The organism is Mycobacterium sp. 1245801.1, from assembly GCF_001673055.1.
GTDB classification, from domain to species: domain Bacteria; phylum Actinomycetota; class Actinomycetes; order Mycobacteriales; family Mycobacteriaceae; genus Mycobacterium; species Mycobacterium europaeum_A.
The window spans coordinates 1-13,997 of the sequence record NZ_LZKY01000412.1 but is presented as its reverse complement, the minus strand read 5'-3'; the positions used below and the strand labels follow the sequence as shown (position 1 = coordinate 13,997).

General features: G+C 69.8%; 12 protein-coding genes and 1 pseudogene. 3 read left to right on the top strand and 10 right to left on the bottom strand.

Translation table 11 applies throughout. The features are described from left to right. A partial coding sequence (locus tag A5622_RS30895; RefSeq protein WP_369829256.1) for an acyltransferase domain-containing protein occupies positions 1-145 on the bottom strand: 145 nt, incomplete at its 3' end. A 3-nt stretch (positions 146-148) separates the two neighbouring features. Between A5622_RS30895 and A5622_RS26500 the strand changes: the two are divergent. Further along, positions 149-1,522, top strand: a pseudogene (locus tag A5622_RS26500) (acyltransferase domain-containing protein); the annotation flags it as partial. Between the two features lie 160 nt (positions 1,523-1,682). Next, positions 1,683-2,744 carry a type III polyketide synthase gene (locus A5622_RS26495; protein WP_066882247.1) on the top strand — a complete coding sequence of 354 codons (1,062 nt, stop codon included), beginning with the start codon at positions 1,683-1,685 and terminating at the stop codon, positions 2,742-2,744. Between the two features lie 32 nt (positions 2,745-2,776). On the opposite strand, the gene A5622_RS26490 is transcribed toward A5622_RS26495, so the two are convergent. From A5622_RS26490 to A5622_RS26450, 9 genes are all read right to left on the bottom strand, one after another. Then, positions 2,777-4,573 carry an ABC-F family ATP-binding cassette domain-containing protein gene (locus A5622_RS26490; protein WP_066882245.1) on the bottom strand — a complete coding sequence of 599 codons (1,797 nt, stop codon included), beginning with the start codon at positions 4,571-4,573 and terminating at the stop codon, positions 2,777-2,779. Between the two features lie 24 nt (positions 4,574-4,597). Then, positions 4,598-5,284 (bottom strand): PAS and ANTAR domain-containing protein, encoded by a 687-nt coding sequence (locus A5622_RS26485; RefSeq protein WP_066870497.1) that lies wholly within the window; start codon positions 5,282-5,284, stop codon positions 4,598-4,600. A 69-nt stretch (positions 5,285-5,353) separates the two neighbouring features. After that, positions 5,354-6,469 (bottom strand): enolase C-terminal domain-like protein, encoded by a 1,116-nt coding sequence (locus tag A5622_RS26480; RefSeq protein WP_156749110.1) that lies wholly within the window; start codon positions 6,467-6,469, stop codon positions 5,354-5,356. Next, positions 6,466-7,482 (bottom strand): SDR family oxidoreductase, encoded by a 1,017-nt coding sequence (locus tag A5622_RS26475; RefSeq protein ID WP_066882243.1) that lies wholly within the window; start codon positions 7,480-7,482, stop codon positions 6,466-6,468. The genes A5622_RS26480 and A5622_RS26475 overlap by 4 nt, the downstream gene beginning before the upstream one ends. A 31-nt stretch (positions 7,483-7,513) precedes the next feature. After that, positions 7,514-9,304: a glycoside hydrolase family 15 protein gene (locus tag A5622_RS26470; RefSeq protein ID WP_066882241.1), complete on the bottom strand. Its 1,791-nt coding sequence runs from the start codon at positions 9,302-9,304 to the stop codon at positions 7,514-7,516. Next, positions 9,297-11,000, bottom strand: coding sequence for a GMC family oxidoreductase (locus A5622_RS26465; protein ID WP_066882239.1), 1,704 nt, complete (start codon positions 10,998-11,000; stop codon positions 9,297-9,299). Before A5622_RS26465 ends, A5622_RS26470 begins: the two co-directional genes overlap by 8 nt. Then, on the bottom strand, positions 11,000-11,746 hold the full coding sequence (locus A5622_RS26460) for a gluconate 2-dehydrogenase subunit 3 family protein (RefSeq protein WP_066882237.1): 747 nt from the start codon (positions 11,744-11,746) through the stop codon (positions 11,000-11,002). Before A5622_RS26460 ends, A5622_RS26465 begins: the two co-directional genes overlap by 1 nt. A gap of 18 nt (positions 11,747-11,764) precedes the next feature. Beyond that, positions 11,765-12,268: a hypothetical protein gene (locus A5622_RS26455; protein WP_066882235.1), complete on the bottom strand. Its 504-nt coding sequence runs from the start codon at positions 12,266-12,268 to the stop codon at positions 11,765-11,767. Between the two features lie 402 nt (positions 12,269-12,670). Next, positions 12,671-13,510: an SDR family oxidoreductase gene (locus tag A5622_RS26450; RefSeq protein ID WP_066882233.1), complete on the bottom strand. Its 840-nt coding sequence runs from the start codon at positions 13,508-13,510 to the stop codon at positions 12,671-12,673. Positions 13,511-13,599: 89 nt separating this feature from the next. Here A5622_RS26450 and A5622_RS26445 point away from each other — a divergent pair. Then, the coding region (locus tag A5622_RS26445) for a DUF222 domain-containing protein (protein WP_156753102.1) at positions 13,600-13,997 on the top strand (398 nt) is incomplete at its 3' end.

Here is a 13,997-nt window from a genome sequence, read left to right as displayed (position 1 = left end):
CGATCTCACCCACCGAGTGCCCCATCACCACATCCGGTGTCACACCGAAGGATTCCCACAAGGCCGCCAGCGCGAGGCCCAACACGAACAAGGCCGGCTGGGCAAACTCGGTACTGCGCAACAACTCCGGGTCGTCGCCCCACATCACCTCGCGCTGGCGGCCTTGTGGGAATCCTTCGGTGTGACACCGGATGTGGTGATGGGGCACTCGGTGGGTGAGATCGCCGCGGCGTGCGTGGCCGGGGTGCTGTCGCTCGCGGACGCGTCGCGCATGGTGGCGGCGCGAGGCCGGTTGATGGCGCAACTGCCGGCCGGCGGGGTGATGGTGGCGGTCGAGGCCGGCGAAGCCGAGGTCGCCGGGCTGCTGACCGACGGGGTGAGCCTCGCGGCGGTCAACGGCCCCAACGCGGTGGTGCTGTCCGGCGCCGAGGCCCCCGTCGAAGCGCTGGCGGACCGGCTGGCCCGGATGGGTCGGCGCGTGCATCGGCTGGCGGTGTCGCACGCGTTTCACTCGTCGCTGATGCAGCCCATGGTGGCGCAGTTTGCCGCGGCGGTGGCCGACATCGAGGCCAGGCAGCCGCGAATCGGGCTGGTGTCCAACCTGACCGGCCAGTTCGCGGGCGGCGGCTACGGCTCGCCGCAGTACTGGGCGGCGCACATCGGCCAGCCGGTGCGCTTCTTCGAGGGGGTGCGCGCCGCCGAGGCCGCCGGCGCCGGGACCTTCGTGGAGCTGGGCCCGGGCGCGGCGCTGACGGCGGCGGTCGACCAATCGCTGAGCACGCCGCAGGCCGTATCGGTGCCCACGATGGCCAAGGACCACCCCGAAACGGAATCGCTGGTGTTCGCGGCCGCCCGGCTGTTCACCCGCGGCCTCGACCCGAACTGGGCCGCCGTGTTCGCCGGACGCAACGCCCGGCGGATCGACTTGCCCACGTACGGCTTTGCACGGCAACGTTTTTGGCTGGGATCCGGTGGAGCCGGGGCGGCGCCGCCCGCCACGGCGGCTCGAGCACCCGACCTGGCGCAGCGGTTGCACGGACTGGCCCTCGACGATCAGCACCGTGTGCTGGTCGAATTGGTCTGCGAGCACGCGGCGGCCGTCTCGGGGCATCCCGGCGGCCACGCCATCGACCACGACCGCGCGTTCGGCGACCTCGGGTTCGACTCGATGATCGGGGTCGAACTGCGCAACCGTCTCACCAGCCATACCGGACTGGCTTTGTCGCGAACGCTGATCTTCGATTATCCGACGCCGGCCGCGTTGGCCGATCATCTTCGCCGGCAACTGCTGCACGACGAGGCGGGCGAATCCGACGACGAAAGAATTTGGTCGACGCTGCGCAAGATTCCGGTGCGCGAGCTCCGAAGAACGGGAATGCTCGAAAAACTCTTATTGCTCGCCGGCGCACCGGAAACGTCGGCCGCAGACGCACATTCCGGTGCCGACGACATCGACTCGTTGAGCCCGGACGCGTTGATCGCGATGGCGCTGAGCTCGGCGGACGAGGAAGACACCGAGTGATGAATTCCCCACTGGCGGATATGATTACGCGAACAGCAAGACGCCCTAATGAGGCATGTGTTGAATACCAAAGACTTTTGCGCCGCGCTACGGGACGGCATAAACTTCCGGCATTACGCGGAGCCGTATTGAGGTTGGTCGGCAACCAAGAGAGCAGATCATGAGCGTCATCGCGGGTGTGTTCGGCGCAGTGCCGCCGCATCGCTACAGCCAAAGCGAGGTCACCGACCAGGTGGTCAAGTTCCCCGCGCTGGCCGAGCACGAAGAGATCGTCCGGCGCCTGCACGCCGCCGCCAAGGTCAACAGCCGCCACCTGGTGCTGCCCCTCGAGCGCTACCACGAGCTCACCGACTTCGGTGCCACCAACGAGATCTTCGTCGACAAGGCCGTGGAACTGGGCTGTGAAGCGCTGCTGGGCGCGCTCGACGAGGCCGGGCTGCGACCGCGGGACATCGACATGATCGCCACGACGACGGTGACCGGCATCGCGGTGCCGTCACTCGACGCGCGGATCGTCGGGCGGCTGGGCCTGCGCCCGGACGTGCGGCGGATGCCGCTGTTCGGCCTGGGTTGCGCGGCCGGGGCGGCCGGGGTGGGCCGGCTGCACGACTACCTGCGCGGTGCCCCGGACGGCGTCGCCGCGCTGGTGTCGGTCGAGCTGTGTTCGCTCACCTTTCCGACGGTCCGCCCGACCGTGTCGGGACTGGTCGGGACGGCGATGTTCGGCGACGGCGCCGCCGCCGTGGTCGCCGCCGGGGACCGTCGCGCCCAGCAATTGAATTCCGCCGGGCCAGACATCGTGGATTCGCGCAGCCGCCTGTATCCCGAATCGCTGCACATCATGGGCTGGAACATCGGCTCGGACGGCGTGCAACCGACGATGTCGCCGGAGCTGCCCAACGTCATCGACCGCTATCTGGCCGACGACGTGAGCAGCTTCCTCACGCCGCACGGGCTGACGAAGGACGACATCGGCGCCTGGGTCACCCACCCCGGCGGCCCCAAAGTGATCGACGCGATCGCCAAGAGCCTCGAACTGCCCCCGGAGGCGCAGGAACTGACCTGGCGCTCGCTGGGGGAGGTGGCCAACCTCTCGTCGGCGTCGGTGCTGCACATCCTGCGCGACACCATCGCCAAACCGCCGCCGGCCGCCAGCCCCGGCCTGTTGCTCGCGATGGGGCCCGGCTTCGGGTCCGAACTGGTGCTGCTGCGCTGGCACTGACGCTCTCGCGAAACCCGTTGCGGCCCAAGTGTTTACTCGAGCAACTCGGAGAGCTCCAACCAGCGTCCCTCCGTCGCGGCGACCTCGTCCTCGAGCGCGCGCAACTCCCGGGTGAGCCGGGTGATGCCGACGTGGTCGGACTGGTCGTGCGCGGCCAGTTCGTGGTGCTTGTCCGCGATCCGGTCCGCCAACCGCGCGAGCTGCCGGTCCAGGGCGGCCACCTCCTTTTCCGCGGCCCGGCGTTGTGCGCCGGACATCGCCTGGGCCTCGGGCGGGGAAGCGGGCCGCGGCGAATCCTGGGCGGCCCGGGCGGTCCGCTCGCCGGCGAGCCGCAGGTACTCGTCGACGCCGCCGGGTAGGTGCCGCAACCGGCCGTCGAGCACCGCGTACTGCTGATCGGTGACCCGCTCCAGCAGATAGCGGTCGTGCGAGACGACGATCAGCGTGCCGGCCCACGAGTCCAGCAGATCCTCCATGGCGGCCAGCGTGTCGGTGTCGACGTCGTTGGTCGGCTCGTCCAGTAGCAACACGTTGGGCTCGGAAAGCAGGGTGAGCAACAGCTGCAGCCGCCGCCGCTCACCGCCGGAGAGATCCTCGACGCGGGCCGACAGCTGGCCTTGAGACCCGCGCACGCCGAAGCCGAGTCGCTCCAGCAGCTGCGCCGGGGTGACCTCGCGGCCGTCGACCTGGTAGCCGCCCTGCAGTCGGCCCAGCACATCGGCGATCCGGTCGCCGCGGACCGCGGCCAGCGCGTCGCCCTGCTGGTCGAGTACCGCCAGGCGCACGGTCTTGCCGCGTTTGACGCGGCCCGCGTCCGGCTCGATGGTGCCGTCGATCAACCTCAGCAGGGTCGACTTGCCGGCGCCGTTGGCCCCGACGATGCCGGTGCGCTCGCCGGGGGCGATCCGCCACTCGACATCGCGCAGCACCGGGCGGCCCCCGAACGAGACCGAGACGTCGAGCAGGTCGACCACGTCCTTGCCCAGCCGGGCGGTGGCCAGCTTGGCCAGTTCGACGGTGTTGCGCAGCGGCGGCACGTCGGCGATCAGCTGGTTGGCCGCCTCGATCCGGAACTTGGGTTTTGACGTCCGAGCCGGCGCGCCGCGGCGCAGCCACGCCAGCTCCTTGCGCATCAGGTTCTGCCGCTTGGCCTCGGCGACGGCGGCCATCCGGTCCCGCTCGACGCGCTGCAGAACGTAGGCGGCGTAGCCGCCGTCGAACGGTTCGACGATTCCGTCGTGCACCTCCCACGTCGTGGTGGCGACTTCGTCGAGGAACCAGCGGTCGTGGGTCACCAGCAGCAGCCCGCCGGTGTTGCGCGCCCAGCGTTGCCGCAGATGCCCGGCCAGCCAGGTGATGCCCTCGATGTCGAGATGGTTGGTGGGCTCGTCGAGCGCGATCACGTCCCATTCGCCGATCAGCAATCGGGCCAGCTGCACCCGGCGACGCTGCCCACCGGACAGGGTGGAAACCGTTGCCTCCCAGGCGATGTCGGAGACCAGCCCGGCGACCACGTCGCGCACCCGCGCGTCGCCGGCCCACTGGTGTTCGGCCGCCTCGCCGACGAGCGTGTAGCCCACGGTGCGGTCCGGGTCCAGGGTGTCGGCCTGGCTCAGCGCGCCGACCCGCAACCCGCTGCGCCGGGTGACCCGCCCGGCGTCGGGTCGTTGCTGACCGGTCAGCAGCCGCAGCAGGCTGGATTTGCCGTCGCCGTTTCGCCCGACGATGCCGATGCGGGCGCCGTCGTTGACCCCGAGCGTGATCGAGTCGAAGACCACCTGAGTCGGATATTCGAGGTGTACGGCCTCGGCCCCAAGTAGGTGCGCCACCGGGCCGACCCTAGCGTCCCGCCGCTAGCCGAGGGTCAGCAGCGCGTGGTCCACCTGGCTTTGGGTTTCCGCCGACGCCTTGCTGGCCACGGCGTCCAGGAAGCGGCTCGCGACGTCGCGCAGCTTCAGGTTCGCCTCCTGGGAACGCCACACCAGGATGTCGAACGCGCGCTCGGCCGAGATGCCGTACGCGGTCATCAGCACGCCCTTGGCCTGCTCGATGCGCGCGCGGGCATCGGCCACCGCCGACAGCACGTTGGTGATGTCGGAGTGCAGGGAGTCGGTGACGTCGACGTAGAACCCGGACGTGCCGGCCAGCGCACCGGTGCCGTCGACCATCCGATCGCCGGCGACGACGACGCACCGGGTGCGACCGGCGGTGTCGATGATGCGGTGCCGGCTGCTGAACGGCTTGCCCTTCATCACGCGGTCGAGCACGGCCGCCACCCGCTCCCGGTCGTCCGGATGCTTGTGTTGCAGCAGCAGTTCCGTGGTGGGCTTGACCTGTCCCGGCTTGTAGCCGTGCATGCGCGCGACCGCGTCCGACCACTCCCAGCGATGGCCGTCGATGTAGAACCAGAACCTGCCGACGCGCTGCGGCTCGCCGAGGCCCAGCACCAGGTCGACCGCACTCAGGTCGCCTTCCTCGACGACGTCAGTCACCACCGGCTCACGGCGCTCAACAGTGTCGTCGCTGGAGTTCACCGTCATGGTGCGATTCCCCAATCCCCGTTGTGAAAACCTTGGCTTGTCAATTCCCGTTTTTGCGCGGCTCCATGCCTAGGCCACCCGGTACCGCTCGGCGTCGCGGTGTTTGAACTCGCACCCGAAGCCCGGGCGGTGCTGATCGGGGCGCAGGGCCCCGCCCTCGGGGGACAGGGCGCCCTCGAAGAGCAGGTGCTCGATGCGGTGGTGGTCGTGGAAGTACTCCAGGTGTCGCAGGTTCGGGATCGTGGTGGCGACGTGGGCGTGCAGGTTGGGAGCGCAGTGCCCGGACACGTCGACGTTGTAGGAAGCGGCCACGGCCGCGGCGCGCACCCAGTCGGTGATGCCCCCGCAGCGGGTGACGTCGATCTGCAGGCAGTCCACCGCGTCGGCGGCGAGCATCCGGTTGAAGTAGGCCAGGTCGTAGCCGTACTCGCCGGCGGTGACATCCGGACTCACCTGGTCGCGCACCTCCCGCAGGCCGGCCAGGTCGTCGGAGGAGACGGGTTCTTCGAACCAGGTGACGCCGTGGTCGGCCATGGCGTGGGCCACCCGGATGGCCTGCTTGCGGCGGTAGCCGCCGTTGGCGTCGACATACAGTTCGGTGTCCGGCCCGATCACCTTGCGCGCCAAGGCGATTCGATCCAGGTCGCGGCCCACGTCGGAGCCCCATGACTCGCCGATCTTGATCTTCACCCGCGGGATCTTCCACTCGCCGACCCAGCGTTCGAGTTGGGCACGCGTGGTGCGCTCGTCGTAGGTGGTGAAGCCGCCGCTGCCGTAGATCGGCACTTCGGGGTGCGCCATGCCGAGCAGCCGGCACACCGGCAGCTCCAGCAGCTTGCCCTTGAGGTCCCACAGCGCGGTGTCGAGCGCGGAGATCGCGCACGACGTCAGCCCGGGCCGCCCGTTGTTGCGCATCGCGATGACCATCGACTGCCACCGGGCCGGGATGTCCACGGCGCTGTGGCCGGTGAGCGTGCCGGCGAGCTTGCCGGTGATCAACGCGGCGCACGCGCCGTCGGCGTAGGTGTAGCCGATGCCGCGCCGGCCGCCGGCCGCAACCTCGGCGAGCACCAGCGTGGTCGACGACCACGACAGGGTGCCGTCGGCTTCCGGTGCGTCGGTGGGGATTTCGTAGGCCTGCGCGGTGACCCCTTCGATAGCCGCGTCGATGCGCGCGGTTGTCATCGCGCCCACCGGCGGCCCGCCCGCGCCGCGAGCCACGCGCCCACCCCCGCCGCGCCGAGCGCGCCGGTACCGCTGATGGCGGGATGCTGGGACGCCCACAGTTGCGGGCTGCGCGCGTGCGACTTGTCATCGAACTGGCCGTGCGCGCCGTGGTCGGTGCCCGGTTCGTCGTCCAGCGGCTGCCACAGGTTGTGCGGCCGGCCGGGCCCGACGTGTTCCTCGGTCTGCTGGGAGTCGTAGCCGGTGCGCCCGAGGTAGCGGTCCAGCAGCGGCGCGACGAACTTCTGCCCCAGCAGCGTCACCATGGTGGAATCGCCGACCCAATACTGCTTTCGGCCCGGATGGTCGGCGGCATACACCACGCCCCGCGCGGCGACCTCGGGCTGGTAGATCGGCGGCACCGGCTGGGGATGGCGGGGCAGCCGGGACAGCACCCAGGAGAACTGCGGGGTGTTGACCGCCGGCATCTGCACGACGGTGATCCGCACCTTCGAGCCCTCGTGGAACAGTTCGCAACGCACCGATTCGGTGAACCCGTTGACCGCGTGCTTGGCGCCGCAATAGGCCGACTGCAACGGGATCGACCGCTGGCTGAGCGCCGAGCCGACCTGCACGATGGTGCCGAGGTTGCGGGGGCGCATCTTGGCCAGCGCCGCCATGGTGCCGTGCACGTAGCCGAGGTAGGACACCTCGGTCACGCGCTTGAACTCCTCGGCGCTGATCTCGCGCAGCGGCGCGAACACCGAGGTGAACGCTACGTTGACCCACACGTCGATGGGGCCGAAGGCGGATTCGGCCTCGTCGGCGGCGGCGACGACGGCCGAGTGGTCGGCCACGTCGGTCGGGATCGCCAGCGCCTTGCCGCCGCCGGCCTCGACGTCGCGGGCGGCGCCGTCGAGCCCCGCGGCGCCGCGGGCGAGCAGGGCGACGTTGGCGCCGCGCCGCCCGAACTCTTTCGCGGTGGCGCGGCCGATGCCGGCGCTGGCTCCGGTGATCACCACTGTCTGTGTCATCGCAGAACTGCCTTTCGCTCGGTCGGAGTTGTCACTGATGGTGGGCGTCGTCGTCGGTGAGGATGGCCGTGCATTCGAGCATCAGGGCGTGCGCGAATGCCTGGGGCAGGTTGCCGCGCAGCTGGCGCTGCCGCACGTCGTACTCCTCGCAGAACAGCCCCGGCGGGCCGCACGCGGCGCGGTTGCGTTCGAACCAGCGCATGGCGCAATCGCCGTGGCCCAGTTGATGTTCGGCCAGCGCCATCATGAATCCGCAGAGCAGGAAGGCGCCCTCGGCGTCGCCGAGCTCGCGCTCGTCGTGCCGGAAGCGATAGACGAACCCGTCCTCGGTGAGTTCGCGGCGAACGGCGTCCAGGGTGGCCCGGGTGCGGGGGTCGTCGGCGGGCACGGCGCCGCGCACCGGCGGCAGCAGCAACGACGCGTCCACCCCCGTCAGCCGCGGGCTGCGCTGCCAGTAGCCGTGCGGGTGCAGGCTGCTCGACGCGGTCTCGGCCAGGATCGCGTCGGCCAGGGAAGTGCACGCGGTGACCTCTGGCCCGGCGCCGGCCAGCTTGGCGACGGCGCGCAGCCCGGCCACACAGGCCAGCCGGGACTGCGTCCAGTGCTCGTTCTCGATTTCCCACACCCCGGCATCCGGTTCACGCCAACGCTTTTCGATGGCCCGGATGGCGGTCTGCACCGCGCGCCACCCCTCGGCGTCGAGCCGGTCGGCGGCACCCGCCTTGGCCAGCAACTGCAGCGCCTCACCGAAGACGTCGAGCTGGAACTGCTGGTTGACCCAGTTGCCGACCTTGTCCGAGCCGCCGGGATAGCCGGGCAGGTCGAGCGTCTCCTCGCCGGGCACCGCGCCGCCGGTGACGGTGTAGGCGGGCTTGAGGTTGGGGCCGTCCTCGAGCAGCCGGGCGCCGACGAATTCGACCGCCCGGTCCAGCAGTTCGGTGGTGCCGACGGCGGCGGCGGCCATGCCGGCGTACACCTGGTCGCGGATCCAGGCGTAGCGGTAGTCGTAGTTCTGGTTGGTGTGCGCGCGTTCAGGCAGGCTCATGGTGGCGGCGGCCACCATGCCGCCCCCGCTGCTGGTCAGGCCGCGCAGCACCGCGTAGGAGTGGCTGCCGTCGCGCGCGGCGATGGTGCAGTTCAGCCGGGGCACGCTGCGCTGCCAGGCGGCCGCGGTGGCGTCCCAGGCCAGGTCGGGGTCCGGCGGCCGCTCGGGCAGCGCGCGTTCGGACAGCTCCAGCACCAGGTCGTGGTGCCGGCCGTCCTCGAGGGTGATCTCGCAGGTGAGCAGCTCGCTCCTGTCGTGCGAGGCCTTGACGACGCGGGCCTGGCAGCCGGCCAGCCACCGCCAGTGCAACCGGCCCGAGCGGCCGCTCCACACGCCGTCCTCGCAGGACGGCTGGCCGAGGCCGTGTTTGCCGAACCCCGAGCCCGGCGCCAGCAGCACCCGCACCCGCGCCGTCCCGCGGCACACCGTGAGGCGGCGCAGCAGCACCACCCGGTCGGGGTCGCCCGGAAAGGCGAGCGCCTCACGGCATTCCACGGTGCCGTCGCGGGTGATCCAGCGGTTGCGCCAGATCAGGGTGCCCGGCTCGTAATAGCCGCCCCACACGTGCCGGACGTCGGTCGGCGTGATCGCGTAAACCCCGCCGCCGCCAATGAGATTGGAGAAGACGGCGTCGGAATCCCAGTGCGGCGCGCACATCCACGCGATGTCGCCCTGCGGCCCGATCAGTGCGCCGCGCTCGCCGTCGGCGAGCAACGCGTACTCACGCAGCACCCGGGGGGCGAAGGTCGTCTCGACGTCGATCGTTCGGTCAGCCACGGGCTCTCGCCTCCGACCTCCGTCCCGCAGTGGTATCGATCTTCCCGCCGGCCAGCCGTTCGGCGAGCCGCGAGGCCAGCGCCATGATGGTCAGCGCCGGGTTCGCCGAGCCCTGCGTGGGGCACACCGAGCCATCGGCCAGAAACAGGTTCGGGACGCCCCACACGCGCTGATCGGAGTCGACGACCGAATTGTCCGGGCTGGTGCCCATCCGGGCGCCGCCGATCAGGTGGGCGAAGCGCTGGATGGTGAGCACGTCCTGGGCGTCGGCGGCGTGCAGGATGTCGCCGATCACCTTGGTGGAGTAGGCCATGTTGGCCTTGTCGTTGTCGCACAGCGTGTAGTCGAACCGGGCCACCGGGATGCCGTACGGGTCCGCTTCATCCCCAGAGGCCAGCGTCACGCGATTGTCCGGCAGCGGCAGCAGCTCGTTGAGCACGCCGACGGTCGCCCAGTGGTTGTAATCGCGCATGTACTCCCGCATCGCGCGGCCCCAGTGCCCCTCGGCCAGCACGTGTTCGGCCCAGCCGATGGGCAACGGCGATACGGTCTGGATGGCGAAGCCCCGGGCGAAGCCACGGGATTGGTCGGTCTCGTAGAACTGTTCGGAGGTCACCTCCGGGGGCGGCGCCTTGTACATCCGCACCTCCTCGGACCACCGGCCCGCGGACTGGGTGGCGCCCTGGACCATCACATAGCGCCCGACCTGGTCGTCGTTGTTACCCAACCCGTTCGGGAAGCGGTCGCTGGCCGAGTTCAACAGCAGCCGCGGTGTTTCGATCGAATACCCGGCTATGGCAACCACTTTGGCGCGTTGCAGCCGCTCCTTGCCGCCCACCTCGTCGTAGTAGACCACGCCGCGGGCGGCGCCGCTCTCGTCCAGCTCGACGCGCGAGGCCATACAGTTGGCGCGGATCTCCACGGCATGGGCCAGCGCGTCGGGCAGGTGCGTGACGTACGGGCTGGCCTTGGCGTTGACCTTGCAGCCCTGCAGGCAGTAGCCGCGGTAGATGCAGTGCGGGCGATTGCCGAAGGTGCCGTTGACGATGCCGACGGGCCCGACTCGCATCTCGATGCCGAGCTTGAGCGCCCCCCGCCAGATCTTGGCGGCGGCACCCGAAATAGGGTGCGGCGCAAAGGGATAGCGATGCGGATCGCCCCACGGCCAGTTCTGGCCGGCCACCGGCAGCTCGAGCTCGACACGCTCGTAGTGGCGGCGGATGTCCTCGTAGCGGATGGGCCAGTCCGCCCCGACCCCGTCGCGGGTGTAGGTCTCGAAGTCGCTGGGGTGGAATCGCGGGGTGTATCCGGCGTAGTGCACCATCGAGCCGCCCACGCCGCGCCCGGAGTTGTTCTTGCCCAACTCGATCGGGTCGTCGCCGCCGATGATGCGTTTCTGTGTCCAGTACAGCGCGTGCGATCCGGCCTCGTCGGACACCCAGTCCTCGTCGGGATGCCAGAACGGGCCGGCTTCCAGGATTACCACCCGCCAGCCCTCGCGGGCCAGCCGCTGCGCGAGCACCGAGCCACCGGCGCCGGCACCGACGACCACCAAATCGACCTCGTCGTCATCGGCGTAGCGCCGCATGGTCTTTTCGCCCGGTAGATCGCGGGTGTGCACGTCGAGCAGGAACCGCGAGTCGTTGTCCTTCGGTCCGACCGCACCCTTGAACAGACCCCGCAGGAAGTCGCCCATCACAGCTCCCCGTTGTTCACGATTCGCACCGGGTCCTCGTCGGTGGCGCCGCGGGTCTCGTACGGTTCGCGCGCGGCGGCCGGACCGGTGGCGCCGCCGAGGCGCATGAAGCCGCGCGGGTAGGCCGGGCCGCCGAACCCGATCTCGTTCCACGCCCACGGGTGGGAGTAGAAGCCCGACAACGTCATTCGCATGCACACCGACCATGCCCGCTTGACGTTCAGGCTCTGCCACGCCCCGCCCTGCAGGTCGGCCTGGGAGAATTTGTCGATGATCGCCTCGCGGGTGGTGATATCGGCGTCGGCGAAAGAGGTTGCGCCGTAGTGGTTCCTCGCCGTCTCATCGAGCCCGCGCAGCACCAGCCGCCAGGTGTCGCGGTCGTCGGGCATGTCGGCGTACTGGTAGCCGTCGAGGCGCCCGTCGGCGAGCTTGGAGTCCACCGACTCGGCCGCCGGCACCCGCGGTTCGACGTCCTGCGCGAGCACCGTGTCGCAGAACGCGCGCAGGCACGGCTCCTCTTCGGGGGTGAAAAACCGCAGCGGCCCAGGCGGTTCCAGGCGGGCCAGCACCACCTTGCGGGTGGCCTCGTCCCAGTTGTCGGCGGTCTCGAGCACGTCGTAGTCGGGGTAGCGCCCGATCATCTGCGGCGTGACGCCGCGCCGCTGCTTGGGCAGCCAGGACGGGTGCGGCGGTTTGCCGTCGGGGCGCAGGTTGGGCAGGTGGTCGGGGCGTGCGGTGTTGGCCATCTCGGGGATCCCAGCTCCCTAATCCCGGAACCGTTCGCGGCGCAGGATCGACGCCAATAGCCCCATCCCGCCGACCATGCACATCAATCCCGGCGCCGCGATCGGAGGCCCCATCGGCACGTTGTAGGAGGCGTTCTTCCACCCGCCCGGCTTGCGCGCGACCCCGCGCGCGTGCAGGTATTCGCCCATCAGGCCGTTGGCCGTGTAGATGCCCGCGGTGATGGGCAGCCAGAGCTTCGCCCAGCGCCGGGAGAACACGCCGCCGATGCCGGCGACGACCACGGGCGGCGTCACCACGATCGGGCTCCACATCCATTTGTTGCCGAAGCTCGCTTTGTAGTGCTCGAAGTAGATTTCGGCCGTGGTGACCATTGCCGCGATGGCGGTCAGACCGGACAGCGAGCGTTCGAAGCGGCCGTGCGCGACGTCGTATAACGCTCGCCCGGCCAAATGTTGGACCTCGCCGAGTCCGTCGCCGGCGGTGCGGCCCTTTTGCCGTCCGCCGTTGCCCAGCAACAACATCTGTCTCCCTTTCTCGCGCGCGTATGCCTGGCCGGCGGTTACCGGCCCGGGCTGGTTTCGTAGATCGAACGGTCGGTGGCTTGTCGCTCGCCGAGCGATTCCGTCGTCGTATCCATCAAGCGACCTCGCCTTCGGGCTGGAAGGAAACACGGTCCCGGCGGGCTTCGGCATCCGCACTGTGGGTGCAGTAACGGTCGCCAAAGCCGCCCAGAAAACTGGGAAGCGCCCAGCTGTGTCTTTCAACCGAGGAGGTCCCGACGACGCGTCGCGACCGAAGCGCATCGGCTGTGTACCCGGCGTCATGCTGCGCAAACGGGTTCGCAGCTGGTTCTCAGCGTGCCTTAAGGAGCGCAGGTCGCGACGACGAATCGGCGGACTCCGCTTTCGCCGGCGGCCGACGGATCACGAAGCGCGGGAACCCAATTCGCGCAGGCGTTTGAGCACGAGTCGTCCCACCTGCATCGAAATGGTCGGCGACAGGCGCTCCAGGTACCACAGCGCCTTCCACCACGCCGGCACGATGACGATGGCGTCGCCGCGCAGCACGGCACGCAGGACACGATCGGCGAATTTCTCCGGCGCCATCGGCCGCGTCGGCTCCCAGGCTTTGAGGATGTCCTCGTCGCTGGCGCCCGTATTGTTCATCCGGCCGTAGACGCCGCCGGTGAGGATCGGGGTGCGGATGGCGCCCGGACACAGCACGGACACCTTGACGTGGTGGCGTTCGGCCTCCAGCCGCAGCGCCTTCGACAGTGCGACGACGGCGTGCTTGGAGGCGGTGTAGCTGACGGTGCCGGGGCCGGCCAGCAGACCGGCCATCGACGCCGTGTTCACGATGTGGCCCGAGCGCTGCCGGATCATGATCGGATACACGGCCTGGATGCCGTGCACGACACCGTGCAGGTTGACGGCCAGGACGTCGTTCCAGTCCTCGAGGCTGTAGGAGTCGACCTCACCGCCGACGCCGATGCCGGCGTTGTTGAACAGGTAGTCGATCCGCCCGGAGCGCTGCACGGCCTGGGCGACCGCGTCCTCGAACGCGGGGTAGCTGCGGACGTCGAGCTCGATCGCGTGGGCCTTGCCGCCGCCGAGGCGCTGTGCCAGCCGCTGGGCCGCCTCGAGCTGGCGATCGGCGAGCCAGACCTGCGCGCCGCCGTCGACCAACTTGGTGGCCAGCGCTGCGCCGATGCCCGACGCTCCGCCGGTGATGAATGCGACCTTGCCCGACACGCTCGACGCCATGGGGGCAGGATAGGCGCCGTCTGCGCAGCTCAACAGTGGTTCGCCGGCGATGACTGAAGTTGTCGGTGGCCGGTGGCATGATCGCACGTATGTTCGAAGAAGTCATCGCGCGGTTCGATGAGCAGTTCGAGCGGCATTATCCGTCGACCACGGGGGAGTCGAGGGCGTTGATCGACGACATCTGCGGGTCGGCGCGGGCGGAGAACCGGGCCGCGGCCGCCCAGTTGGTCGCGATCGGCAAGTTGTTCGCCTACCGGTTGTCGCGGTGTTCGGAGACCGAGGACTGGGCGGTCGACACCGAGGCGGCGGCGGCCGCCGAGGTGGCCGCGGCCTTGCGGATCAGTCAGGGGTTGGCCGCGAGCCGGTTGCGCTACGCGCGGGCGATGCGGGAACGGTTGCCGAAGGTGGGCGCGGTGTTCAAGTCCGGGGATATCGACTTTCGGATGTTTGCCACCTTGGTGTTTCGTACGGACCTGATCACCGACCC